Raw genomic sequence first — 26,089 nt, forward strand, 5'->3', positions numbered from 1 at the left:
ACCTCACAGTGAAAGATCACCCTAATAGATTTGAAACCTGTGTAAGCGTTTTGTTGTCAGCACACTGTTTGGCGGCATTTGCGGTGGGATTTTAAACCGTTTTGCGCTACAATCGCGGGTTTTCCAAGGTTGACCATTTTACCTACCTCGAGGATCTCTAGATGGCAAAAGTCGCGATTGTAATGGGTTCAACTTCAGACTGGCCTACTATGCAGCAGGCCGCAAAAATGCTGAAGTCGTTTGGTGTTGAATTTGAAGCGAAGGTGGTGTCGGCGCATCGTACACCGAACTTGCTAGTAGAGTTTGCAGAAAACGCTGCTGATGAAGGTTTCAGCGCAATCATTGCTGGTGCAGGTGGCGCAGCACACTTACCGGGCATGATTGCCGCACACACGCATTTACCCGTGTTCGGATGCCCAGTTAAATCAAAAGCATTAAACGGGTTAGATTCACTTCTCTCAATTGTTCAAATGCCCAAGGGCGTTGCGGTAGGTACATTGGCTATCGGTGAGGCGGGAGCCGCTAATGCGGGCCTACTCGCGGCGCAAGTAGTTGCACTGCAAGAAGAAAGTGTACGAGATGCGGTTATCGCTTTTAGAAAGTCTCAAACCGAAACCGTTCTAGCGTCAAGCAACACATTGGAGTTAGATGAATGAGAGTAGTTGTTTACGGCGCAGGCCAACTTGCTCAAATGATGTATCTAGCGGGAAGTCCACTAGGTATTGAGGTTCAAGCTGTGGACGTAAACAACGATTCCGTTGTACATCCAGTTAGCAAAACACCGTTAGATTTATCGCTTGCTCAAGCACTAGAAGACGCAGACGCGTTGACGGTAGAGTTTGAGCATGTACCTGAAAGACTGCTCGAAGATGCGGCGAAGACTAATAAGTTGATGCCCAACATTGACAGTATTCTTGTCGGCGCCGATCGGGTTCGCGAGAAGAAGCTACTTGAAAGTATGCAGGTGGCGAATTGCGAACATCAGATTGTAACGGACCTTGCTCAGCTTGATGATTGCGTCAAGCAGCTTGGCGCTAAGCTTATTCTTAAAGCAAGTCGCGATGGTTATGACGGTTACGGTCAGTGGCGATTAAGTGATGAAGCCGATCTGCCGACGCTGAAAAATTCTCTGCAAGGGTTAGACCTAGAAACCGTACCGCTTGTTGTTGAAAAAATGGTGGATTTTGATAGAGAGCTATCGCTTATCGGTGTGCGAAATGCGAATGGCGACGTGAGAACTTATCCACTTGCTGAAAACTTACATCATCAAGGCCAACTGCATGTATCGGTTGCGCCGGCAACACATGTCGATGACGCGCTACAAGCTCAAGCGCACGACATTTTCGTTAAGCTGGCAGAAGGTATGGATTATGTGGGTGTGTTGGCCGTGGAATTATTCCAGGTAGGCAACACGTTACTAGTGAATGAACTAGCACCTCGTGTGCACAATTCTGGCCACTGGAGTCAGTCTGGTGCGGTCACAAGCCAGTTCGAGAATCATCTACGCGCTGTTTGTGGTTTGCCGCTGGGTGATACCTCAGCTATTGGTCCAAGCGCCATGGTTAATATTATCGGTTGCAGCAGCTTCTCACGAGATCTTCTTAGTATTGATGGTAGCCACCTTCACTGGTACGGAAAGTCTGTGCGTGAAAAGCGTAAAATGGGTCACATTAATGTCACCACCAACAGCTACGAAAGTTTAGGTGAAAAGCTCATGGCATTGAGTAAATATTTGCCACTTGAGTACTTCCCGAAATTAGTTGGTGAAGCGACGCGATTAAAAGGTTGACACCCACGCGTTTATCGCTAGAATACGCATCCGCTGTCTAGGCAGCGGTTTTAAAAAGTGTGCCGACTTAGCTCAGTTGGTAGAGCAACTGACTTGTAATCAGTAGGTCGCCAGTTCGATTCCGGCAGTCGGCACCATTTTTCTTTTTTCTCATGCCAATCTTACGTACACTAGTTTCAATTATCACTTTGGAACTCAATGTATGTGCTATCTATCCAAATTCCTGAAGACATTACTTGTTGCTATTTATATCACAACGCTGAGCTTTTCTGCTTCTTCTGCAGCTTTTGCGCATGGGCATCAAGAGCATAACGCAAACCAAAAAACCGATATCATGGTGATGAGCGGCTACGCCAGAGCAACCTTCCCCCTTGCGAAAACCAGCGCGGTTTACTTCACGCTACATAATCAAAGTGACAAAGATAAAACACTGACCAGCGTAACCGTGTCTGAAGAACTTGCCAGTGAAGCGCAAATTCACACTACCGTTATGGAAGGCGATGTTATGAAAATGCGTGAGCTTGAAGATGGCGTAACGATAGGCGCTGGCGAAATGGTGTCATTCGAGTCAGGTGGTTACCACATTATGCTGTTAGGCTTAAATAACGGCTTAGTTGAAGGCACCGAAATAAAACTCACCTTACGTTTTGAAGACAATGATGAACTCGACATTACACTTCCTGTCAACAAAGACGATGTGAAAAGTCATCATAACCACCATTGATCAAAATGTTTTGGTAATTATGTCGCCATCGAATAAGGCGATAAGCGCAATCAATTTAACCGTTAATCTAAATCAAAATTTCTATAGTACTATTATGTTATGTTGTTACGGCTTAGCTAACTAGCCGAAACGAAATTTAATAGTGTTGTACACTAAGGAGTGTGAAATGAGCAAGATTGATATTGGTATATCTGAGAGCGATCGTAACGCAGTAGCAGAAGGTCTTAAGAAGCTGCTGGCAGACTCTTACACATTGTATCTACAGACACATAACTTTCATTGGAACGTTGAAGGCCCGCAGTTCCGCGAGCTTCACCTAATGTTTGAAGAGCATTACACCGAACTTGCAGAAGCAGTGGATGAAATTGCAGAGCGTATACGTACGCTAGGCGTGGCCGCTCCCGGTACGTACAAGTCGTTCGCAGAGTTAAGTTCAATTGAAGAGGTAGAAGGTGTGCCAGAGGCCACGGAAATGGTGCGTCTGTTAACCCATGGCCACGAGCAAGTTGTAAAAACGTGCAGAGAATCGTTGAAGCTAGCGCAAGACGCTGATGACGAGTCATCAGCTGCATTAATTGGCGACCGCATGCGTGTGCACGAGAAAACGGCATGGATGCTTCGCGCAACCTTACCTCGATAAAACGATAATATACGTCGATTAATCCCGTCAGGGAGTGAATCCGTCAAAAAGGGTACAGCAGGGCTGTACCCTTTTTTGTATACTGCTTTTCAAAGAAAAAACGAAAACGACAATAAAAAAGAGGCGTGTGCAGAAAAGCACAAGCCCTCTTGAACTTAAAGGCCTATGTTGAATGAAAACAAATATCCCCCAGTCTGTAAATGCTAAGCGAATATGCAAAATCGCTGCTTCAGTTGCGTGTGTCGCTACGTTATCCGCTAGCCAGTTTGCACTGGCTCACGGCGACCACGATCACGGCGTAAGTGACGATGAACTTACTGTTACCACCCTGGCAGAGGGGCTTGTTCATCCGTGGGGAATGGCATTTTTACCGAATGGTGACATGCTCATTACTGAGCGAGCGGGTGGTATTCAGCGTTTATCGAAAGACGGCACGTTGTCGGGACGATTAGAAAACGTGCCTGAGGTTGTAGCGCAAAACCAAGGCGGTATGCTTGATATTGTTATAGACCCAGATTTTGCCAGCAACAACACTATTTATTTTTGTTACAGCAAAGCAAGTGATGCAGCGGATAAACCTGGAAGTAGCAGCAGTGTTGCCAAAGCCACCTTAGCCGACAAAGGTCTTGAAAACGTTCAGGTGATATTTAGTGCCGATTCAATCGTAGATAACGGCTTTCATTTTGGCTGTCGCCTCACGTTTGATGCCGACAACAAGCTATATGTTGCCATGGGCGATCGCTATAAATACATGAAGGAAGCACAAAATACCAATAACCACTTCGGTAAAATAGTACGTATTAATACCGATGGTAGCGTACCGCAAGACAATCCGTTTACTGATGGTGATGCGCCTGAGATATTCAGTTATGGCCATCGTAATGTGCAAGGTATAACAGTTCATCCTGAAACTGGCGCAGTCTGGGCGATGGAGCATGGCCCTAAAGGTGGTGATGAAATCAATATCCTTGAAAAAGGGGCGAATTATGGCTGGCCTTCAATAACTTACGGTATTGATTACAGCGGTGAAATAATCAGCGACAAGACCCATATGGATGGTATGAAGCAGCCATGGATTTACTGGGATCCGTCCATAGCGCCAAGCGGTCTAACCTTTTATCAGGGGGATATGTTCAAAGAGTGGAACGGCGATATATTGGTTGGCTCTTTAAAGTTTACTCACCTTCGTCGAATTGAAGTAGAAAATGGTGAGGCAGTGGAACAGTTTGAATACTTACGAGACAATCAAGCCCGTATACGTGATGTTGAAGTGGGCCCCGATGGCGCTATCTATTTATTAACCGACGCGCCTAATGGAAAAGTTCTAAAGTTAACTAAGTAGCTGAGTTAGCAAGCATAAAAAAAGCGCCACATCATGTGGCGCTTTTTACATTAAGGACAAACGTTATTCGGTGTCTTTTTCTTTCCTATAGCGCTCAAACCACGCCATGATGTTCCCCACTTTTTGGATTAAACGTGAGGGGCGGCTTGCTATACCGTGTGACGCTCCCGGGATGCGGACCATAGCAGCATCGACACCTTGTAATTTAAGCGCTTGGTAATACTGTTCAGACTCACTGATCGGAGTACGGTAGTCAGCCTCACCGGTGAGTAGCATTGTTGGCGTTTTCACGTTACCTACTAAACTCAAAGGGCTGCGCTTCCAAAGCTTATCTGCGATATTCCAAGGCTTATCAGCCATCCAATACTGGCTGAAGAAGGGGTAGGCATCAGCAGTCAGTGCAAAGCTTATCCAGTTAATCACAGGTTTGGCTACTACCGCTGCCGTAAAACGGTCGGTTTTACCGATAGACCAGGCGGTTAATACGCCGCCGCCAGAGCCACCGGTTATGAAAAGATTATCGCTGTCTATGTAACCTTTCTCTACCACCGCGTCCACCACATCCATTAGGTCGTTGTAGTCCTCAGATGGGTAGTTATGGTGAATAAGGTTGCCAAAATCTTCACCGTAAGAGCTACTGCCCCTTGGATTTGACCATACCACTACGTAGCCCTGCGCCGCCATTAGCTGTATTTCCATCGCAAAGTGAGGACCATAAGCAGCATGCGGGCCGCCATGAATTTCTAGAATAAGTGGGTACTTTTTGCTGCTATCAAAGCCAGGAGGCAAGGCAATCCACGCGTCAATGGTGCGTTCATCAACGCTAGATACAACAGATAGGTCCTGAACTTGAGCAAGTGCCTTATGGCCTAACGCATCGCTATTTAAATCAGTAAGCTGTGTGTCTTTTTTCCCTTTGCGGTAAAGCGCGAGGTCACCGGGGGTGGTTCGACTCGCCGTCGTGTAAACAATATCGCCTTTGTCACTAACAGCGAAATCGCCAGAGGTATAAGGGCGTCCAAAGGCTTGGCCACCAAGCGTTACATCAATAGGTTTTATGTCACCTTTCAAATTCACGGTGGCAAGCTTGGTTTCCCCCTGATCACGGTAAGAAAATATTAAGCCACGACTGTCTCTACGCCATTCAAATTTACCTAAACTTCTATCTAATGCTTCAGTCAAGCGAGTGATGTTGCCGCTTTCAAGTTCAAGGACAACGAGATCACCATTCTGGTAGGACAGCTTCCTGTCATTCAGTTGAGTAAAAGCCAAGTACTTACCGTCAGGGCTTAACGTAGGGCTACCCTCAGGTCCGTCAATATCGGTAACTTGTTCAATATCTGCCGTCTTCACATTCACTTTGTAAATGTCACTAGACAGCGGGTTCAACGCATAGTCTTCTTGGTGGGGAGTGGCGAAGTAAACCCAGTCATTGTCATTCGAAAAAGAAAGAGCGCCGCCACTTGGGAATTTTCCTGAAGTCAGCTGACGTGGTGTACCGCCCTCAACAGGCAGCAGATAGATTTGATCAAACCCTTCTCTCAGATAGCCTCTGCCGTCGCCTCGATACTGCACCGCGTCAATATATGTGGCTTGCTCTGCCCACTTTGCGCCTTCTGGCTTATTTGGCATAGCGGTAAACAGTGGCTTTTGTTTTTCTTCCGTAAACAGTGTAAATGCGAGCGATTTACTGTCGTGAGACCAGGCCAACTGGCGAGGCGTTTCACTGGTATTCGTTAGCCGCACAGACTGCATTGTATCTAAATAGTAAAGGTGGAGTTGCCCTCTGCCATTAACTGCCTTCGTGTAGGCCACCATTTTACCGTTGGGTGATAACGTAGCTTGAGATAGGTTCTCATCTAAACCGATAAATGGGCGGTGTTCGCCTGATTTTATATCTACCTGCCAAAGCCTGCTTTGACGACTGTCCGACATAATGTCCATGCTCTGTCGAGCATATACCACGGTTTTTTCATCAATAAACTGTGGGTTAGCGACAAACTCTAAATTAAAGGTGTCACCAAAAGCGAGTGCATTAGAAGGTACAAGAGAGGCGCTGTCTTCCTGCTCCTGTATTGCATAAGTTTGACCCGCACTGACGGCAAGTAGTGAAAACGCTGTCGATGTGACTAAAAAGCCTTTTCGGATAGACCGAGAAGTAAAGCGAAACGCAGACATGGTGGTTCCTTTTTATTGTTCTGGCGCAGAGCGCGATAGATTTGGCGATTGCTGTTATTGACTGAACATTAGAGTCAGCCTGGTAGGGCAAGCCTTGCCTTAAACATATCGCTTTAGTTTCTCGTATGTAAAGAGTGTGCGGTAAAGACGCGAAATAACGTGTTAAAAAGAGCGTTGTCTTATTTTTCCTCTCCCCTTAAGCTGATTTTGCCCGTCAGAATGTCTTTAAACATGACCCAGTCACCAATTAGGCTATAAATAGGGTGCTTGAAAGTGGCAGGGCGATTTTTCTCAAAAAAGAAATGACCGACCCAAGCGAATCCATAGCCCACTAAAGGAATTGCCCACAATATAGCCCAGTGGCCGGTTACGATAGCGGCAGCAATAACGCCTAAGACTAACCATGAGCCAATGAAATGAAGAGTACGGCACGTACCGTCTCTGTGTTCATTTAAGTAAAAAGGATAAAAGGCTTTAAACGAAGTAAATTCGGTATTCTCGCTGGTTTGTGTAGTCATAAACCCCTCTCAGTCTAGGTGTAACAGCAAAACTTCACACTACATTAACATCACACTCCATAACAAATAGTCGCCAATCCGACAAAGGTAAAGGCTTTATTCACGCTAAGCTAACCTTGTAATTTATCTATTACTGCCCCATATTCCACACAACATAAGTAATTAAAGGCCTGCGTTATGGAAAATCTCGTTGCGAATAGCCAAGCAACTATTGTTGATATTACGGTAGAAAACTTTCAACAAATTATTATTGAAGCATCTCAAGATAAGCTGGTGCTTATCGACTTTTGGGCTGACTGGTGCGAGCCTTGCAAAGATTTCATGCCTATTCTTGAGAAGTTAGCGGGTGAATATAGCCAGCACCTAATCTTGGCGAAAGTAGATTGTGAAGCGCAACAAGAAGTTGCCGCGCAGTTCGGTATCAGAAGTCTACCCACAGTAATGGTGGTTCAAAATGGTCAGCCAGTCGATGGCTTTGCTGGCGTTCAGCCTGAACAGCAAATTCGCGAAATGCTTTCCAAATACCTTCCTAATCCAGAAGATGATTTGCTTGCTACTGCGGGTAAGGCCATTCAGCAGGGTGAATACGCAGAAGCACTGCCAGCGGCCAAAGAAGCGTTGACGCTTAACCCTGATAACGTAAATGCCAAGTATATGCTTATTGACTGCTACATTGAGACAGGGTCAATTGACACTGCGAAAGCGTTACTTGAAGAGATTAAGTTGGTCGACCAAGACTCTCGTTACAAAAGCTTAGCGGGCAAAATTGAGTTGGCAGAGCAGGCGGCTGACACGCCGGAAATTCGTAATCTTCAAGCTGCGGTAGAAGCTAACCCAGATGATCTTCAACTGAAAGTAGACTTAGCCGTACAATTGCACCAGGCAAACAAATCTCAAGATGCGCTAGCGCTTCTCTACAGCGTGCTGAAAAAAGAGCTCGGCTTTGGTGATGCAAGAAAGCTAATGATGGATATGATAAATGCCCTGGCAGATGGTGATCCGCTAAAGTCAGAATACCGCCGTAAGGTCTACAGCCTTCTGTACTAACCAGCGCTGCCTATAATAAAACCTGATAAACGTTTTATAATCAGTCGGCTACATAGACCACTATGGTTTTACTATAGGTGAAAACCCTTCTTTATGTAGCCAGTTAAGCGCGTCGAAGTACTTGTGAAAATATTCTCGTTCGTAGTTATTACTAATAAAGTCGCGATGTTTTGAAGGGTGAGTTCGCTCTAACTGAGCACGTTTTACCATTCCAACATCCAATACATAAGCTGAACGGGTCAACCCCCGGCTAATATTGACTTTTATTGCTTCGGTCAGCCGGGTTTGGCATTCAGGGGTAGATAGCACCCATCGCCGAGCGTCCATTAACGCTGCCCAAGGTTTGCTATCAAAAGTGCTAATGATGTCATGCATTTCTTCTACGAAGAATTCAGTGGTTTTCAAGTTCCATGCGCCTGTCGCGAACACTTCAAGTACGTTACCTGATATATCCAAAGAGTAATTTCCATATTTAGGGAAACGCATAAAAAACCTTTTTATAGATCCACTGATATAAGACTAACCATTAAATCGAGAAACACAAACTCGTTTTTGAAATGTCAGCTACGGATGTGGATTCCACACCTGTTTGACAAACATCAGAAATAACATCAATTCACATAAATTGGGCAAAACTATTTACACTTTAATTGTAAATAAATGTTATCGGCTTTAATCAGAGCCATGCGCACACCATAGAACTTTGATACTGTTTACCCAGTTATTTATTTTGCACGATTTTCACTTAGGTAGCAGGTATGTCATATCAAAAGTTTTACACGGGTTTTCTTAACGCGAATAAACATAAACAACACTATGCCTGCCACAGCCATTATTTTTGGCCAGACTGTACCCGCGACGCAATGTTGGAATACTGGGATGACAGCGCAACATATGTAGACGAGAAGTGGGGATACTTCTTCGAAACACTCGTACCAGAACTACAGCAACGCATTAGCGATATCCTAAAAACGGGTGCCCCAGAGCAAATTGTCTTTGCGCCTAATACCCATGAACTACTGTACCGCATTATGAGTTGTATCGACTCGTCTGTGCCGTATAAAGTGGTATCGACAGACAGCGAGTTCCATAGTTTTCAGCGTCAGGCCAGTAGAATGCAAGAGCAAGGCGCGATAGAACTCATTACCGTGCCAACTAAACCTTATGATACTTTCTCTTCACGCTTTATTGCAGCTATTGCTGAGCATAATCCTGAGTTGGTTTTTTTCAGTCAGGTCTTCTTCAACTCGGGTTATGTCGTAGATGACGTTGCGGATATTGTAAACAGCGTGACCAACAACGATACACTGGTCGTGGTCGATGGGTATCATGGCTTTATGGCAAAACCTACGAATTTAAAAGCCATTGCTCATCGCGCTTTTTATCTAGCGGGTAGTTACAAATACGCTCAAGCAGGTGAGGGCGCGTGCTTTGCACATGTGCCCACAGGATGCAATTTAAGACCGGTTTATACAGGTTGGTTTGCTGAGTTTGGGGAATTAGACAAGCCACGCATTGCAGGTGGAAAGGAAAGCGTTCCCTACAGTCTAGATGGAATGCGCTTTGCTGGGGCAACAATGGACTTCACGGCGCTGTATCGTCTAAGAGCGGTACTTCGCATGTTTGAGCAGAATGATATCAGTGTCGAAACGGTAAATGACCATGTGATGGGCATGCAGCGTATATTTTTAGATAAGCTGGCTGAATATAATCATCCGCTACTCAATGAAGAAAACTTGGTGGTAAGGGATGCATCAAAAAGAGGGCACTTTTTGACGTTCGAATTAGAGGATGCTGACGTTACCAAACAATTAGCGTTAACCCTTAAATCACACCATATTCTTACCGATTTTCGAGGCAACCGCTTACGGTTTGGTTTTGGTCTCTATCATACGGCCGACTACATCGACCTCGCCGCGCTAGTTAATATGGTCTAGACCGTCTAAGAAGTACAAAAAAGGATAATGTATGGAATGGCTTTTGCCCGCGGTGGCGCTGGTTTTAATTATCGAGGGAATTGGCCCGCTGCTCTTTCCTAATAAATGGCGAAACTATCTACTGGAAATCAGTCAGCAGCCTACCAATCAGCTTCGTCAAATCGGCGGTACGCTTGTTATTATTGGCGTGCTGTTATTGTTTTATTTTAGCTAGTAAAGAGTAAAGCGCCGTCGCTTTACTTTTTTCATCTTTTTATTCTATCCGTGAGTAAAGTGCTAAAATCTGACTGCGGCTGTCTCTTCGTTGTCTGAAAATCATTCGGCACCTGAATAAACGTGGTTGAATAAACCATTCACATCCAACGGTTTTTAAAAGCAAAAGTAAAATAGTGGTATTTTTGTTCGAAAAAGGGGTGATCCTTGCCCTAGAATTTTGTAGAATCCCCGCCTAATTTTCTTACACATATGATTCATGGCAAAGAACGTTGTGGTACTCGGCACTCAATGGGGTGACGAGGGTAAAGGCAAGGTCGTAGACCTACTCACTGATCGCGCAAAATATGTTGTTCGCTACCAAGGCGGGCACAATGCAGGTCACACTCTAGTAATCGACGGTGAAAAAACCGTACTTCACTTAATCCCATCAGGCATCCTACGCGATAACGTTACCTGCATTATTGGTAATGGTGTTGTGCTTAGCCCAGACGCACTAATGAAAGAAATGACTATGCTTGAAGAGCGTGGCGTTCCAGTGCGCGAGCGATTAAAGATTAGTGAAGCTTGTCCACTTATTCTTCCCTACCACATTGCATTAGACGTCGCGCGCGAAAAAGCACGTGGTGCGAAAGCAATTGGTACAACCGGTCGTGGTATCGGTCCTGCGTACGAAGATAAAGTTGCTCGCCGCGGTTTACGTGTTGGTGACCTATTTAACGCAGAAGACTTCGCAGCTAAGCTAAAAGAAGTGCTAGATGTTCATAACTTCACGCTTACGCAATACTATGGCGAAGAAGCAGTAGACTTTGATGAAACCTTAAAAGGTGCAATGGAAGTTGCTGACATTCTTAAAGCGATGGTTGTTGACGTAACTGATGAGCTAGACCGAGCGGACAAAGCAGGTTTACCCATCATGTTTGAAGGTGCTCAAGGCACACTTCTAGACATCGATCACGGAACTTATCCCTACGTTACGTCATCAAACACAACGGTTGGTGGTGTAGCAACAGGTGCGGGTTTTGGTCCGCTTAAGCTAGATTACGTTCTTGGTATCGTAAAAGCATATACCACCCGCGTAGGCTCAGGTCCTTTCCCTACTGAATTAGATTGCGAAGTAGGTGAGCACTTAGGTGTTAAAGGTCACGAGTTTGGCGCGACTACAGGTCGCAAGCGCCGTACGGGTTGGTTTGACGCTGTTGCAATGAAACGCGCAGTACAAATTAACTCTATTACCGGGTTCTGCCTAACCAAGCTTGACGTGCTAGACGGTCTTGAAAGCCTTCAAATTTGTGTCGGCTACAAAGACGCAGAGGGTAACGTGAAAGACGTACCACCTATGGCGGCTGACGGTTACGATAAAGTAACACCAGTTTATGAAGAAATGCCGGGTTGGACAGACAATACCTTTGGTGTAACTGAGTTTGAAGCCCTTCCTCAAGCGGCGAAAAACTACATTAAGCGTCTTGAAGAACTAACAGGTGTTCCAGTTGACATCGTTTCAACAGGCCCTGACAGAAACGAAACTATCGTTTTACGTAGTCCATACGACGCGTAAAAACACCACGTTGAATACCTTCAAAAGCCCAGTTTTCACTGGGCTTTTTTATTTTTTTCTTATGGATTTCCAGTAAGTCCTCTTTGTCTAGCGTCCGTCCGCTATACATCTTCATTCCGCTTACGGACGGTTAGACACGTTCGCATTAAACATTAATTAACATTTTAGTTGCGTTGTCTTCGAACATCCCTATTAATATAAGATAGTATCAGTTAATTATTGCGCTGCTTTGCCCGGCAACAACCTTAAGATGAACCATATAATTGTTGTAGTGGGTGTAATGCTATCGGAGCCTTCTTATGCCAAATAGACCTTCTCTTCACGCAGTAGAAACTGGCGTGTGTTTTGTCGACGTTGTTCACAAACTTAACGACAGTTTCGATACTGGAAAAACACAGTCCCTCGAGTGGCGTAAAAGTCAGCTTAAGGCATTAGAAACCCTACTTAAAGACAACCAGCACGATATCTTACAAGCACTTAAAAATGACTTGGGCAAATGTAAGACCGAAGCTATGGTGGCTGAACAAGGTTTCCTGCTTTCTGATATCAAGCATACGCTTAAGCATTTAGACAAATGGGCAAAACCACGCAAAGTATCTACGCCAATGGTGGCGTGGCCGGGTAAAAGTTTTCGAAAACCAGAGCCTCTTGGCACTGTGCTTATTATTGGGGCGTGGAACTATCCGCTCCAGTTATTGCTTGCTCCTTATATCGCCGCTATTGCAGCGGGCAACTGTGCGGTATTAAAACCCTCAGAACTGGCTGAAGAAACCTCTTCGCTGGTGGCTAAGCTTATCCCTCAATATATGGATAATTCATGCGTTGCCGTAATAGAAGGCGGTAAAGATGAAGCGACGGCCCTACTTGCCTGCAAATGGGACCATATTTTCTACACTGGTGGTGAAGTAGTAGGGAAGATTGTAATGAGCGCCGCCGCCAAGCACTTAACGCCGGTAACCCTGGAACTCGGTGGAAAAAGCCCGTGCTTTGTCGATAAAAACACAAACTTGGCCGTTACCGCGCGTCGTTTAGTGTGGGGTAAATGGATGAATGCGGGGCAAACCTGTATTGCGCCAGACTATGTCATTGTAGAAAAGGGCTTTGAGCAAAAGCTTATCGATGCGGTAAAAAAAGAGCTGAAAAAACAGTACGGCAAAGTACCGCTGTCGTCACCGGATTATGGCAATATTGTCAATCATCGCCATCTAAAGCGCCTTGAAAGCTACCTTGAAAACGTGAATGTGGTGTATGGCGGCGAGCTAGATACATCCCGCCCCGCAATGGCTCCCACGCTCGTGCTAGCACCATCGTTAGATAGCCCGTTAATGAAAGAAGAGATTTTCGGCCCCATTCTTCCCATCATTACCGTCGACAACATAGACGCGGGCATAAAGCTTGTAAACAGCAGGCCTAAGCCACTTGCGCTTTATGCCTTTAGCGATAAGGATGATGTGCTTGATAACATAATCAGTAGAACCAGTTCGGGCAGTGTGTGTACTAACGACACTATGCTGTTTATGACAAACCCTGAGTTGCCCTTTGGTGGTGTGGGAAATAGCGGCATGGGGAGCTATCATGGGCAAGCAGGTTTTGATACATTTAGCCATATCAAAACGGTAATGAAGCGCTCATTCGCGTTAGATGTGTTCTTTCGTTATGCGCCGTTTTCTAAGTTTAAGCTTTCGTTGCTTAAGAAGTTTTTATAACAGGAGTTTTCATGGTTCAGCCCTTTCATCTTGCCATACCGGTCACTAATTTAAGCGACGCAGAAGCGTTCTACGGTGAGTTGCTAGGGTGTGAAAAGGGCCGCAGTGATACCCAGTGGATAGACTGGAATTTCTTCGGCCACCAATTAGTGACGCACTGCGTAGAAGCCATGCCGTCACCACCTTCTTATAACGGTGTCGATGACCATGCCGTGCCGGTGCCCCACTTTGGCGTTGTGCTGACCATGAGCGATTGGCAAGCACTGGCAAGTAAACTGGAAGCGGTAAACACCGAGTTTGTTATCGCGCCTTACATTCGTTTCAAAGGAAAGCCGGGTGAACAAGCCACCATGTTCTTCAAAGACCCCTTCGGTAACGCGTTAGAGTTCAAAGCGTTCGCAGATATTTCCCAGCTTTTTGCTACGCAATAATTAGTGTTTGTTGATCTCTGCTTTACATCAAAGGTCAACAAATTCTAGGCTAGCGGTTTTTCCGTTTCGGTTTGAAGCGTTTATACAAAAGCGCAACGCCTGTAAGCGTGAACAAAAAGGCGCAGCCCGAAAAAGCAATTAACCACGGCGTATTGAAGTTACTTCTGTCTTTATAGTCCATAATGTGCAGCATCCACATGAAATCAAACAGACGCCATGTGTCGGTACGTACTCGTAGAACGCTGCCTGTGTTTGGGTCGATATAAAACCGCGAATTAAGGTCGTCGTTAAAGCTCACCTGCCATAACGGGGCAGACAAATTCTGTACCTCTTGAGGCAATACGCTCAATAGCTGCATTTCACCAATATCGGCAGTACCTGCGTATTGCCCTTTTGCTGCTTTACGAATATCGCTTTCTTGCATGGTTTGCAAAGCTTCACCTGTTAATGCGCTGTAGCGATAAGTATTATCGCCATCCACGACAAAATAAACAGGGATGGCATCGAGCGAGGGTTGTGAGGTATCAACGCGATAGGTGAGTGAAAGCGACCCTGAGCGACCGTGCTCACTTAATATATCTGAGGGGGAGATCGCAGCTTTGTGCCAGGATGTGGCGATGCTATTTTTTAAGTGATTACCCCTTACCTCATCGATAGGTAACCAGGCCATGACTAAGCCACTTAAAAACCATAGACCTATTTGTACAAATAGTATTAAGCCCAGGTAATTGTGCGCTTTGCGCATAAACTTCATCATCACGTTTTTTGGTTTTACTGGCAAAAGGCTATAACATCAGAAAACATTAACCGAGTAAACCGAAGAAGAGAGTGGTTTTGAATAAAGCATTAGTGCTGGTAGACGTACAAAACGTGTATTACACCTGTCGTCAGGCGTACAAACGTAACTTTAATTACAACCAGTTTTGGCGTGAACTTACCTACAATTTAGACATAGCACATGCTTTTGCATACGCCATAGACAGGGGTGACAGCAAGCAGCGTGAATTTCAAAACATTCTTCGTGCTATTGGGTTTGAAGTAAAGTTAAAGCCTTTCATTCAACGTGCTGACGGCTCGGCGAAAGGTGATTGGGATGTAGGTATAACAGTAGATGCACTTGAACACGCCGACGATGTTGATGAGATCATTTTGGTGTCGGGCGACGGCGATTTCGATATTCTTGTAAACGCCCTTAAAGCCAAAGGGAAAACCGTAACGGTGTACGGTGTTCCTGCATTAACGGCTGAAAGTATTCAAAAAGTGGCGTCTAAGTATGTGCCTATAGACGCCACGCTGTTGCTGTAGTTTTCAGCTTGTACTTTGTTCAAGGCTGAACTAATTACGCTGAGCCCTGTACTAATACGGTTGTACTAAGACGGCTGTGTAAATACGACTGTGTTAATAAGGCTGGACAAGGCTCTTACCTCTTCCGCTTTTTTCCGACGCGGCCTCAACGCCCTCTTTAGTCCGTTTAATTAAGTGCACATCACCAAAGCGACGGTTATCTATGGTATAGCCCATTGCTTTAAGCTCATTTACGGTAGCCTCTGTAAACCCGTCGTGCATACGAATGGTGTCTTTTGGCAGTAACTGGTGATGAAAACGTGGTGAGTTCACGGCTTCTTCAGCGCTCATATCGTAAAGCAGAGCATTCAATAGCGACTGAGTGACTGACGAAATAATGGTGGTGCCGCCAGGAGAGCCGGTTACCAAAACCACTTGGTCGTCTTTAGTGACCAGCGTTGGTGTCATTGAAGACAGCATGCGCTTATAAGGTTCAATAGCATTCGCTTCCCCACCTACAGCACCAAAGAAGTTTGGTACACCAGGCTTAGCGCTGAAATCGTCCATTTCATCATTCAACAAAAAGCCAGCACCAGTCACAACAACACCGCTACCAAAAGTAAGGTTGATGGTCGTTGTATTGGCAACAGCGTTACCCCATCTGTCCATAATGGAGAAGTGTGTTGTATCTTCGCTTTCTTTTAAACCAGGCTTAACGCTTGGGGTATCAGAAATGCTGGTGGGCTGAATATCTGCCGCGCGTTCGGTGATGTAGTTAGCGTCTGTTAGCGCTTTTACCGGAACACTGACAAAGTCAGGATCGCCCATGTATTCTGCGCGGTCGGCAAACACGCGCTTACCAATTTCTGACATGACGTGAATATATTCAGTGCTGTTTTGCGCTGGCAAATCGTGGGTTGCGTCATAGGCTTCTAGCATGCCAATCCACTGGGCTACGGCAACACCGCCAGAACTTGGAGGAGGTGCGGTGACCAGCTCATAACCTTGCCAGTTTAAGTGAAGAGGTTTACGCCACACTGCTTTGTAAGCTAGCAAATCTTCATAGGTAATAAGGCCGCCATTTTGCTGCATAAAATCAACAATGTGCTTTGCTACATGGCCTTTGTAAAAGCCATCCTTTCCCTGTTGCTGAATGGCTTTAAGCGTCTTCGCTAGTTCCGGCTGTTTGAAAGTAGTGCCGGCCTTAGCGCGTGCAAAATACTCACTGAAGTTGTTATTGATACCTTCTTCTTCGGTGCGTTTAATATAGTGAGCAATGTTATTAGCCAGTTTTTCGTGAACCACAAAACCTTGCTCTGCTAAATCTACTGCGGGCGCAAGTAGACGCTCCCAATCCAATGTGCCGTATTGTTTATGCGCGGCCCACATGCCTGCTACGGTACCGGGAATGCCAGACGCTTTAGCCCCAAACAAGGATTCGTAAGGTTTTACATTACCTTGCTCATCAAGATACATATCGCGATGGGCATTTTCAGGCGCCATTTCGCGGTAATCTAGAAAGTCGGTGCTATCTTCAAACTTTATTGTCATAAAGCCACCACCGCCCACATTACCCGCCTCTGGCAGAGTGACGGCCAAAACAAACTGTGCGGTAATAGCAGCATCAATAGCGTTGCCGCCTTCTTGAAGTACTTGCATAGCCGCATCGGCACTGTAGCTGTCAGGCATGGCAACGGCCTGTTGGCTAATGCCAACGGTGGTGTTGTTCGTGTTATCTACCGTGTTATTCGGTGCATGAGAACAAGCTACCACTACAGAAATAACCGCTAAGATCATTATCCGTTTTATCATGTACAAACTCCTTGCTGAAAATTTTCGACTCATTTTTTACTGGCAACATTTAGCAGTTTATAGGCGCTATCACTATGTCTATGCTTACTGGATCAGCCAAGCATCACTAAACTGGCGACGAAATAGGCAACAAGCGTAAGTGCGCCCGCAAATAGTGCATAAGGGAACTGCGTTTTTACGTGGGTTAACACGTCAGTTCCGGCTGCGAGTGACGACACTGCCGTTGTGTCTGAGATGGGCGAGCAATGATCGCCAAATATACCGCCACCTAAAATAGCACCTATAACAAGCGAGGGAGGTAATCCCAAACTTTGAATCAGGGGAACGCCTATAGGAATGAGAATAGCAAAGGTACCCCAAGACGTGCCCGTCGTGAACGACATGATTGCTCCCGCGATAAACAGCATAGGTACAATTAACATAAGTGGAAGGTACTCTCCCACTATTCCCGCAACAAACACGCCTGTTCCAAGCTCCTTAAGGCTATTGCCTAGGGTTAACGACAATAGCACTATGGAGACCAGAGGAAGGAGTTCACCCATCCCCTTAAAACCAATTTCTACCGCTTGTTTATGGGTAAAACGTTTATGAATTAGAAGTAAGCCGTAGGCAAGAGCAGTGGCAAGGGCAGTGGCATAAAGTACTGACTTACTGCCGCTACCTTCTGATAACACGCCGTTCCCCGTCCAGAACATAAAGCCAATCATACTCAGCACCATTACTATCAGTGGAACCAGCATGAAACGGGCTTTGGTGGCAGGTTCAGTAGTTTGGTTTACTTCAACATGCGTCAGCGCTTTTTCTTCTTCCGCCATAGGACCATGTACTTTGTCGGCGGAAATCGTGTAGGCGACAATAAGCAGGGTGAAGATAGCGTAAAAATTGAAAAATACACTGCCCCACAAAATAGAGGCAGATGACGCAGGCAACTCATAAGCATCAAGTAAGCTTAAAATAAACGCCCCCCAGCCGTTGAGTAAAATCAAGATACATACTGGCGCACTGGTAGAGTCGATAATATAGGCAAGACGTGCTCTGCTCATGCCGAAACGGTCAAATAGACCTCGGGCAAATATGCCGGCAGTGAGCACACTTAAGTTTGATTCTATGAATACAGCGATGCCAGTGAACATGGTCAAGCCGCCAACTTGTTTGCGACTCTTCGCTACCCCTTTGTTTACTAGAAAGTTTACGGTTGCTGTCACGCCACCAGAGTCTCGTATAAACGCGAGCAATGCGCCAACCAGTACTGAAAAGATCAGCACACGTGTATTGCCGGGGCTAGCCGCGGTATCAACCACACGCTCTATTGCATTAATGGGTGCCATATAGCTTGTAGTAATATCAGCATTGACCAAAATTAACGCTTCCGCGCACAATACGGCTAGGGCCAACGCTAATATGACTTCTTTTTTCCAAAAAACGACGGCAATAGCCACAAGAGGGGGGATGACTGACATCCAATCCATACTTCTATCCAAACTTAAATTTATGTGTGCCTAGGACTTGTTGAGCTTTGATAAGTTACTACGCTCTACTTGCCCTATAGGTATGTCTATTTGCGTAAGAGAATGTGTGATTGCAGTTCAAAGTTGGCGAACATGCTTCTCTCATTTATGCTAGCGTACCGTATTGTGCTTCGTGTTACCAAGGATTAGATAAACATTGTTATTCCAGCAAGTTATTTGTAAAAAACGTGCTTCGTTGATGGGCCTTAGCGCTATCTTGTCAGGCATACTCATTTTATTAAGTGCTTCACTGTTTACTGCTAGCGCAACCGCTCAATCTGGAAGCGCTAACGCTTCGAATAATCCTAAGCCCAGCGCTGATGCCGAAACAATTCGCGCTGTAAAAAACATGCTCGGGCAAAAAATTATTTTGGATTTTCGCTATTTTTGCGAAGACAATACGCCATCATCACGGTGCCGTACGCCTATGGCCTTAATTCCACCGTCACTGTTAAATGTGCTCAGTACGCACAACATCGGCGGTGTTATTTTGTTTTCAGAGAATATCCAAAATACTGAGCAATTAGTAACGCTCAACTACACCATGCAGCAGCATATGGTAAAAGCAGGTCGTCAGCCGTTATTCATTGCTATCGACCAAGAAGGGGGGAGAGTCGCAAGGTTGCCTTCAGACATGCTTTCGCCGTTTGCTGGCAATATGGCCATCGGTGCCACCTTTCATCAGCGAGGCAGTGCATTTGCGCAAAGTGTGGCATCGCATATTGGCCAAACGCTTCTACCGCTTGGAATTAACACCAACTTTGCGCCGTCGGTTGATGTGAATAGCGAGCCAAAGAACCCGGTTATAAACGTACGCAGCTTTTCTGAAAACCCCGAGCAGGTAGCTGCACTTGGGCAGGCATTTGTTAGTGCTATACAAAGTACGGGAGTCATGAGCGCTATCAAACATTTTCCGGGCCATGGTGATACCCATGTAGACAGCCACAGCGGCCTGCCGCAAGTAACGCATAGCAAAGCGCAAGCAATGGCGGGCGATATTCTTCCATTTGCTAATATCATTAATAGTGCAACGCCTCCAGCAATGGTAATGAGTGCACACATTCAATACCCATCTTTGGACGATACGACAATTATTGACAAGCATGGTAAGTCGCAAATCGTTCCAGCAACGTTGTCGAAAAAGATACTAACCGACGTGCTTCGTAAGCAATTAGGGTATCAAGGTCTTATCGTTACTGACGCGTTAGATATGGCTGGCATTACCCAGTTTTTCTCCCACGAAGAAGCGTTAGTTAGCGCATTCAACGCAGGTGCTGACATAGCGCTAATGCCGTTCACTATAAGAAACCAAGACGACATAGAAAAGTTCGCTTTGCTTCTAGATAACGTGGCAAAACGAATGTCGGAAAGCGCTTTTCTTAATGCTTCCCACAATAGAATTATTAAGGAAAAACAACGCTTTGCTCTGCAAGATTTTATTTCCAAGCCCATATCATGGTGGCTTAACGAAGCAAAAGAAAATGCTTCTACGAACAATGCTAACAGTTTGAAAAACAGAGGAATTCAAATTGAGAAAGGGCTTTCTAGGTCGTCAGTGTCTGTACTTTATGGGGAGGATGAATTGCCAATAACATCAAACCGTTGGCTTGCGCTTATGCCAGATGCTGCAAGGTGTTTAGCGTTTGATGCAGCGCTTGCACGCGCTCGTTCCAAAGCCAACAATAAGCCTCTAGAGTTTGCCTGTTTGCCATTAACTGCGTTACCAAATACCCAATTGGCAATGAACCTACTAAAACAAGCTGATGCGCTGGTAGTTGGCAACATTAGTCCTCTTCACGCGAATTACGAACTAGGTGGGTTTGATTTACCCGAGCATGTAAAGCGTCGCGCAAGCGCGGCTGATGTGATGACATTTAGCAAAAAGATAATGGTTGCTGCAAAAGCACAGAATAAAACCGTGGTCTTCGCCCCACTGCGTATGCCATATAAAGCGCAAGACGTGAAGGAGTTAGCCAACATTGCTATTGCTACATTTAGTTATACAGTGAGCATGACACCGGAAAGTGACAAGGAAAATAAGCACGTTACAAGCTATGGCCTTAACGCACTGGCCGATGTGTTACTTGGAAACATACTTGCTGAAGGACGTTCACCTGTTTCGCTGAAATAAGCGTCATTATAAAAAGCTACCGCTGAAGAACAGCTCGCAACTGTGGGACGAAAATGACGAAAGTTAGTCTTTACTAACTTTTCCATGTGCTTATTAAATTATGAATTTACAGAGTGTGAGTATTCACTTGCATATTGCCTGTGTAGTTCAACTAGCGAGTACGCCCCTCTATTTACCTTGGCAAGGCTCCTCAAATACCCAAAGCTGAAGGCGCTTGTCTGAACCCTAATCCATGTCTTCGTAAAGCAAGTCTTCGTAAATAAGATACGCCCGTCTTTTTTCTATAAACTCGCCTAACTCTTTCTGCCAACTTTGGCGAATTTCGGCAGGCGATTTACCAGTTTGAATTTGCATTCTTAGCGCATCAGTACCCGCTAATTTGTCGAAGAAATCTGGGCGAGTAAAGAAGGTTTCTTGAAAGCCACCACTGGCGCCGACCACCTTGTTATATTCAGAAAAACGAGAATAGGCATCTATCAATGTAGCGATATCTAAGCCACTAATTGGTGAGTACTTGTGAGTTGTTAGCTTAGAGCCAGAGCCTTCCAAGTTCGTAGGATCAGCATAAGTAAATACGTTTGCATTTAGTAGGGTATTTTCATGCTTAGGGTGGGGCGCTGCTCTATTTGCTTTTACCGGGACCTGAGTTTTACCGAACTCAACAAAAGGGTGACCAATAAGCTGGAAGGGGAAGTCAGTGCCGCGACCTATACTCACGTCAGTCCCCTCAAAAAAACACAGCGTTGGGTAAAGCAGTATCGATAAATCGTTTGGCAGGTTAGGGCTAGGCGGTACTGGCAATGAATAATGTGCAGTGCGTTGATAGTCTTTTACTGGGACAACGGTTAGCTTCGCGTTGTTATAACTGCTCACGTCAATATCTAACCACTGCTCCCCCAGTATCATTTGAGCAAGTTCGCCTAAGGTCATACCGTGCAAAACGGGAATAGGGTGCATGCCAATAAAAGACGAAAATTCAGGTTGTAGTACTGGGCCGTCAACATAACGGCCGTTAGGATTTGGCCTATCTAGCACGATAACCTCGATATTGCGCGCGAAGGCGGCTTCCATCACGTAGTGCAAGGTGCTTAGATAAGTATAAAAGCGTACGCCTACATCCTGAATATCGAAAACAATCACATCGATGCCTTCTAACATGTCTGAAGAAGGCTTTTTGGTTGCGCCGTAAAGGGAGTGAATAGGCAAACCGGTTTTAGCATCAATATCGCTATTTACCTTTTCGCCCGCGCCCTTATCTCCTCTAAATCCGTGCTCCGGTGACATTATGCTTACGACGTTAACACTGCGTTGTAGCAGGGCATCAAGCAGATGCTGATTGCGCTGGCTTGCCTCTATCTTATTCAATTGTGTAGCCAGGCTAATGCTTGATTCGGTCTCTTCAGGCTCAATCTTGTTAGAAGGCGAAGCGTTGCGAGTCGAAACCAAGGCACTTTGATTCACCACTAAACTAACTCGCTTACCTTCCAGCAATGGCAGGTATTTCGAATAACGTTCAGCGCCTACAGCAAGCGGCTTGGCACTTGATTCAAGCTGCTTTGCCCTAAATGAAGACTGCTTCGAAGAGCCATCCGTATTGCTTGGATGTACATGTGTAGATAAGTTTGTTTGTGCACAGCCGTTAAGCGATAAGCTAATTAGTGCTAGAGAAAGTACTGCAACGAATGCGCTAGATGTAAGGCGTCTAAAAACCTTGTTCACTTTAACCGGAGTTAAAACCTTCATAGTATTCGTTTACCGTCGTTATTCGCTCTTATTTACGGCGGTACGCAAATACCCCCCGTTTGCTTCTAATTGAGCGGCGGCCTGCCCGGCAGTTTGCCCCGTTAATACCATTAAAATCGCAACTTTAGCTTTGTTGTTACACGCACTAAGCGCGGTCAAAGCTGTTTCTTCATTGCATTCTGTAGCCTGCATAACAATGCGAAGCGCGCGGGCTTTTAGTTTTTCGTTGGTGGCATTCACATCTACCATTAAGTTTTGATAGGTCTTCCCCAGCTTAATCATGGTGCTGGTGCTAATCATATTAAGTATGAGCTTTTGCGCCGTGCCCGACTTCATGCGTGTACTGCCTGTAAGCGCCTCGGGTCCAACCACTGGGCATATCGCTACATCAGCATGGGTAAAAATAGCGGCGTTAGGGCTACATGCAATAGCGCCGGTAAAGCAGCCTTGCGAACGGGCATATTCCAATGCACCACCTACATAGGGTGTGCGACCGCTTGCTGAAATCCCAATAACCGTATCATTTTGGCTTAGGGACAGGGCTTCAAGATCAGCTCGCCCAGCGTCGACGTCATCTTCTGCGCCTTCTACGGCGTGCTGAATGGCCTTTTCTCCGCCAGCTATCACGCCAACAACCAGTTCATCAGGAACGCTAAACGTGGGTCGGCACTCTACGGCATCAAGTATGCCCAGTCTGCCGCTGGTCCCCGCGCCAATATAAATAAGTCTGCCACCGTTTTTAATGCTAATGGTTGCAGCATCCACCGCTTTTCCAATTTGGAAAATTTGCGATGCTACCGCGTTTGCCACTTTCGCGTCTTCGTTGTTAATGCGGGTAAGAATGCCTTCGGTGCTTAGCGTGTCTATATCAAGGGTGTCTGGGTTTCTGCCTTCTGACACAATTTTATTCAGTGACTGGGCTAATTCGTTAACGGTGGGTTTATTACCTGCTGCTTGGTTACCAGTACTGACTTTACTTTTAATATTGGCGTTGGCAGACGATTCTGAAGTAGAAGGATTGTACGAAGACATTGAAAACCTTGAGGCAGCGAAATTGTGATAATGAGCTAGCACAAAGCATAACGGTATTTTATGCCATAAGAAACCTTGCGTTAGATGGTACGTTTTTCATTATTAATCCTGCGCCGCTAATATGCTTCTCGTGGTACACTTTGGCATTCTATACTCTTTCCCATTAAACATTTAAGGAACGTGTTTTTCTGTGAGCCGACAAACGCAAGCTATCATTCATGCTGACGCCCTTTTACATAACTTCAAAGTCCTTGCTGCTTTAGCGCCTTCAAGCCAGTCTATGGCGGTGGTAAAAGCTGATGCCTATGGTCATGGAGCAGTAAATGTAGCGCGGATTCTTCAGCATGTTTCTTCGCGTTTTGCCGTTGCTATTATCGAAGAAGCCATTGCGCTTCGCGACGCGGGTATTACGGCACCCATTGTTGTTTTGGAAGGGGCGCACCAGATAAAAGAGTGCAAAATGGCCTATCAGAATAACTGCATATTAGTGATGCATTGTGAGGAACAGCTCGAGTGGTTAGATAAGTGCCCTGAAGACAAACGCCCTCACGTGTGGCTTAAGGTCGATAGTGGCATGCATCGATTGGGTTTTTCCATGACTGATATAGAAGCAGTGGCAGCGAAGTATCGCCATTTATTGAATGACCAAACCGTTATCGTTACGCACTTCGCTTGTGCAGATGACGTAGACAATAGCTTTACTGAGTCTCAGCTCACGGCATTTAAGCAGGTGGCGGATAAACTCGGCTTCCCCATCAGTGTGGCAAATTCGCCTGCAACCGTGAATTGGCCAGAAAGTCGTAAAGCATGGAATCGATTAGGTGTAGGGGTTTATGGCGGTGCAGTATCTACCTCGCAAAAATGCGATACAGAGGTTTACCCCGCAATGACCCTTCGCTCCAGCGTAATTGCCGTTCGTGATATCGTAGCCGGAGAGGGCGTTGGTTACGGTCAAACATGGGTAGCGGATAAGCCTAGCAAAATAGCCACTGTAGGCATTGGCTATGCTGATGGGTACCCGCGGCACTGTAAAAACGGTACGCCAGTGATGGTGCGTGGAAAACGTGCGTTTCTCGCCGGGCGCGTCTCTATGGATATGATCACCATTGACGTTACTCACATCGACAACGTGGCCGTGGGTGATGTGGTTGAACTATGGGGGCAAAACGTATCTATACAGGAAGTGGCGATGTGGGCCGACACTATCGACTATGAACTCATGACAAGAATTTCCCAGCGTGTACCGCGCATTGTGAAATACCTTTAAATTTCAATGCTGTGCCAATTTTGCCTAACACTATATAAGTTTTAATAAAGTACTATTCATTAAAAGAATGAGACTTTTACCCGTGAGTTAAGTCTATACTGTTTATGCTGAGACGCAGGATTGCGGTGAATGTTTCGCCTCCGACTGTGCTGAGCAACAACTCATAAGTGAGGTTTGTATGCGTACTTCGTTTTCTCGTCCAAGAGTAAACCGTGGAGTTGTAAGTCGACCGTCTAGACCCGTTCAAAAGAAGCAATAGGTTTGTAATAGGCGCCAAAGGATACAAATAAGAGTTACAAAAAAGCCCGATTAGGACAGCCTAATCGGGCTTTTTATCTTGACTAGCTCTAACACAAAGGGCAGTGTAGCCCAATTAAAACGAAAAGATAGAGAATTAGCCTATAGCGACTTATATCCTTGTTTGTCTCTTAATATGGCTTTACTACAGACGAGTATTATCTTTTCAAGCGGTAACCCGTTTGTCTGAGCCCTCTAAAGTGTCTGTCTCGGCCCTGCTTTTTGCTTGTTTCTCTTGAGCAGGGAAGTAGCGCTCAGGTCTGTGGTTAAGAGAAATAACCATGTTGAGGCAAAATGCGGCTAAGATAGAAATCAGCACTAAATGCCAAGCGATAAAAAACAATGCGCACAGCAAAATGGTGCTGTCAACGGCGAGCTGAAAGGTGCCTGCTCTAATATTGAAACGCTGCTGTAAGTAAAACGCCATAATGCCTACTCCGCCAAGGCTAGAACTATGACGGAACATCATAAGCATGCCCACGCCAATTAGAATGCCACCAAACACTGCGGCAAATATTGGGTTTACGTGGCTAATATCCACAAACGCGGGAATTTGCTCGGTTAAAATTGATACCGTAGTAACCGAAATAAACGTGTTGATAGTGAAGCGTTTACTAATCTGCGTCCAAGCTAATGTGTAGAACGGCAGATTGATTAGAAAGAACAATAAGCCAAAATCCATATTAACGGCATACGTACCTAGTAGGGCTAAACCTGCTGCCCCTCCAACCATCAAATCTTGAGACTGAAAAAGGTAAACGCCAAAAGCAACAAACAAGCCGGCGCTTATCAAAGCGAATACATCCTCGATGACACTGTGTTTTGTTTTTTGCATAAGAAGAAACTTGCGTTAAGAAGAGACGGCGTAATTATACGTTTATACCAATTGCATTAATTAATTGACCAAATTTATCCACTCTCTCCAACAGAGA

Annotated in this window: 23 protein-coding genes and 1 tRNA gene; 15 read left to right on the forward strand and 9 right to left on the reverse strand. The window is 45.5% G+C overall.

Annotated features, from left to right (window positions below):
- The first annotated feature begins 161 nt into the window (after positions 1 to 161).
- The 6 genes from purE to JC525_RS17765 all read left to right on the forward strand — a co-directional run bounded on the left by purE (position 162) and on the right by JC525_RS17765 (position 4,495).
- Complete coding sequence (purE, locus tag JC525_RS17740) at positions 162 to 656, forward strand: 5-(carboxyamino)imidazole ribonucleotide mutase (RefSeq protein ID WP_105930481.1); 495 nt, start codon at positions 162 to 164, stop codon at positions 654 to 656.
- Entirely contained in the window at positions 653 to 1,789 is a 1,137-nt protein-coding gene (locus JC525_RS17745; protein ID WP_198817152.1) for a 5-(carboxyamino)imidazole ribonucleotide synthase, read from the forward strand. Before purE ends, JC525_RS17745 begins: the two co-directional genes overlap by 4 nt.
- A gap of 61 nt (positions 1,790 to 1,850) precedes the next feature.
- Positions 1,851 to 1,926 (forward strand) — tRNA-Thr (locus JC525_RS17750).
- Between the two features lie 65 nt (positions 1,927 to 1,991).
- On the forward strand, positions 1,992 to 2,513 hold the full coding sequence (locus JC525_RS17755; protein ID WP_198817153.1) for a copper chaperone PCu(A)C: 522 nt from the start codon (positions 1,992 to 1,994) through the stop codon (positions 2,511 to 2,513).
- Between the two features lie 166 nt (positions 2,514 to 2,679).
- A complete protein-coding gene (locus tag JC525_RS17760) occupies positions 2,680 to 3,153 on the forward strand; it encodes a Dps family protein (RefSeq protein ID WP_105930478.1) in 474 nt (157 codons plus the stop codon).
- Positions 3,154 to 3,325: 172 nt separating this feature from the next.
- Complete coding sequence (locus JC525_RS17765) at positions 3,326 to 4,495, forward strand: PQQ-dependent sugar dehydrogenase (protein WP_198817154.1); 1,170 nt, start codon at positions 3,326 to 3,328, stop codon at positions 4,493 to 4,495.
- A gap of 63 nt (positions 4,496 to 4,558) precedes the next feature.
- Here JC525_RS17765 and JC525_RS17770 read toward each other — a convergent pair whose 3' ends face one another.
- Together JC525_RS17770 and JC525_RS17775 are read right to left on the reverse strand one after the other, a co-directional pair.
- Entirely contained in the window at positions 4,559 to 6,673 is a 2,115-nt protein-coding gene (locus JC525_RS17770) for a S9 family peptidase (protein ID WP_198817155.1), read from the reverse strand.
- 179 nt (positions 6,674 to 6,852) lie between these two features.
- Complete coding sequence (locus tag JC525_RS17775) at positions 6,853 to 7,191, reverse strand: Mpo1-like protein (protein ID WP_198817156.1); 339 nt, start codon at positions 7,189 to 7,191, stop codon at positions 6,853 to 6,855.
- Between the two features lie 177 nt (positions 7,192 to 7,368).
- On the opposite strand from JC525_RS17775, the gene trxA reads away from it, so the two are divergent.
- On the forward strand, positions 7,369 to 8,238 hold the full coding sequence (trxA, locus tag JC525_RS17780) for a thioredoxin (RefSeq protein ID WP_198817157.1): 870 nt from the start codon (positions 7,369 to 7,371) through the stop codon (positions 8,236 to 8,238).
- A gap of 60 nt (positions 8,239 to 8,298) precedes the next feature.
- On the opposite strand, the gene JC525_RS17785 is transcribed toward trxA, so the two are convergent.
- The gene (locus JC525_RS17785; protein WP_198817158.1) at positions 8,299 to 8,724 is read right to left on the reverse strand and encodes a hypothetical protein; all 426 of its coding nucleotides are present in this window, start codon (positions 8,722 to 8,724) and stop codon (positions 8,299 to 8,301) included.
- Between the two features lie 272 nt (positions 8,725 to 8,996).
- Between JC525_RS17785 and JC525_RS17790 the strand changes: the two genes are divergently transcribed.
- From JC525_RS17790 to JC525_RS17810, 5 genes are all read left to right on the forward strand, one after another.
- Positions 8,997 to 10,175, forward strand: coding sequence for an aminotransferase class V-fold PLP-dependent enzyme (locus JC525_RS17790; RefSeq protein WP_198817159.1), 1,179 nt, complete (start codon positions 8,997 to 8,999; stop codon positions 10,173 to 10,175).
- A gap of 31 nt (positions 10,176 to 10,206) precedes the next feature.
- Positions 10,207 to 10,389, forward strand: a complete 183-nt coding sequence (locus JC525_RS17795; protein WP_198817160.1) for a DUF2065 domain-containing protein — start codon at positions 10,207 to 10,209, stop codon at positions 10,387 to 10,389.
- Between the two features lie 258 nt (positions 10,390 to 10,647).
- Positions 10,648 to 11,946, forward strand: coding sequence for an adenylosuccinate synthase (locus JC525_RS17800; protein ID WP_198817161.1), 1,299 nt, complete (start codon positions 10,648 to 10,650; stop codon positions 11,944 to 11,946).
- A 299-nt stretch (positions 11,947 to 12,245) separates the two neighbouring features.
- Positions 12,246 to 13,652 (forward strand): aldehyde dehydrogenase family protein, encoded by a 1,407-nt coding sequence (locus JC525_RS17805; RefSeq protein ID WP_198817162.1) that lies wholly within the window; start codon positions 12,246 to 12,248, stop codon positions 13,650 to 13,652.
- A gap of 11 nt (positions 13,653 to 13,663) precedes the next feature.
- Positions 13,664 to 14,083: a VOC family protein gene (locus JC525_RS17810; protein ID WP_198817163.1), complete on the forward strand. Its 420-nt coding sequence runs from the start codon at positions 13,664 to 13,666 to the stop codon at positions 14,081 to 14,083.
- Between the two features lie 49 nt (positions 14,084 to 14,132).
- Here the strand turns inward: JC525_RS17810 and JC525_RS17815 are convergent, their stop codons facing one another.
- Positions 14,133 to 14,753, reverse strand: a complete 621-nt coding sequence (locus tag JC525_RS17815) for a PepSY domain-containing protein (RefSeq protein ID WP_332874131.1) — start codon at positions 14,751 to 14,753, stop codon at positions 14,133 to 14,135.
- Between the two features lie 164 nt (positions 14,754 to 14,917).
- Here JC525_RS17815 and JC525_RS17820 point away from each other — a divergent pair, with 164 nt between their 5' ends.
- Positions 14,918 to 15,388: a LabA-like NYN domain-containing protein gene (locus JC525_RS17820; protein WP_014948113.1), complete on the forward strand. Its 471-nt coding sequence runs from the start codon at positions 14,918 to 14,920 to the stop codon at positions 15,386 to 15,388.
- 93 nt (positions 15,389 to 15,481) lie between these two features.
- Here JC525_RS17820 and ggt read toward each other — a convergent pair whose 3' ends face one another.
- Both ggt and JC525_RS17830 read right to left on the reverse strand, forming a co-directional pair.
- On the reverse strand, positions 15,482 to 17,179 hold the full coding sequence (gene ggt, locus JC525_RS17825; protein WP_198817164.1) for a gamma-glutamyltransferase: 1,698 nt from the start codon (positions 17,177 to 17,179) through the stop codon (positions 15,482 to 15,484).
- A gap of 92 nt (positions 17,180 to 17,271) precedes the next feature.
- Entirely contained in the window at positions 17,272 to 18,648 is a 1,377-nt protein-coding gene (locus JC525_RS17830) for a Na+/H+ antiporter NhaC family protein (protein WP_198817165.1), read from the reverse strand.
- Positions 18,649 to 18,844: 196 nt separating this feature from the next.
- On the opposite strand from JC525_RS17830, the gene JC525_RS17835 reads away from it, so the two are divergent.
- A complete protein-coding gene (locus tag JC525_RS17835; RefSeq protein ID WP_198817166.1) occupies positions 18,845 to 20,818 on the forward strand; it encodes a glycoside hydrolase family 3 N-terminal domain-containing protein in 1,974 nt (657 codons plus the stop codon).
- 225 nt (positions 20,819 to 21,043) lie between these two features.
- Here JC525_RS17835 and JC525_RS17840 read toward each other — a convergent pair whose 3' ends face one another.
- Together JC525_RS17840 and murQ are read right to left on the reverse strand one after the other, a co-directional pair.
- The gene (locus tag JC525_RS17840; protein WP_198817167.1) at positions 21,044 to 22,561 is read right to left on the reverse strand and encodes an exo-beta-N-acetylmuramidase NamZ family protein; all 1,518 of its coding nucleotides are present in this window, start codon (positions 22,559 to 22,561) and stop codon (positions 21,044 to 21,046) included.
- Between the two features lie 18 nt (positions 22,562 to 22,579).
- Positions 22,580 to 23,593, reverse strand: coding sequence for an N-acetylmuramic acid 6-phosphate etherase (gene murQ / locus JC525_RS17845; RefSeq protein ID WP_233095286.1), 1,014 nt, complete (start codon positions 23,591 to 23,593; stop codon positions 22,580 to 22,582).
- A 190-nt stretch (positions 23,594 to 23,783) separates the two neighbouring features.
- Here murQ and alr point away from each other — a divergent pair, with 190 nt between their 5' ends.
- Complete coding sequence (gene alr, locus JC525_RS17850) at positions 23,784 to 24,860, forward strand: alanine racemase (RefSeq protein ID WP_198817168.1); 1,077 nt, start codon at positions 23,784 to 23,786, stop codon at positions 24,858 to 24,860.
- Positions 24,861 to 25,323: 463 nt separating this feature from the next.
- On the opposite strand, the gene JC525_RS17855 is transcribed toward alr, so the two are convergent.
- Positions 25,324 to 25,992 carry a YitT family protein gene (locus JC525_RS17855; protein ID WP_198817169.1) on the reverse strand — a complete coding sequence of 223 codons (669 nt, stop codon included), beginning with the start codon at positions 25,990 to 25,992 and terminating at the stop codon, positions 25,324 to 25,326.
- Between the last annotated feature and the right edge of the window lie 97 nt (positions 25,993 to 26,089).

Origin of the sequence: Alteromonas sp. IB21 (assembly GCF_016405965.1) — a bacterium.
GTDB lineage: Bacteria > Pseudomonadota > Gammaproteobacteria > Enterobacterales > Alteromonadaceae > Alteromonas.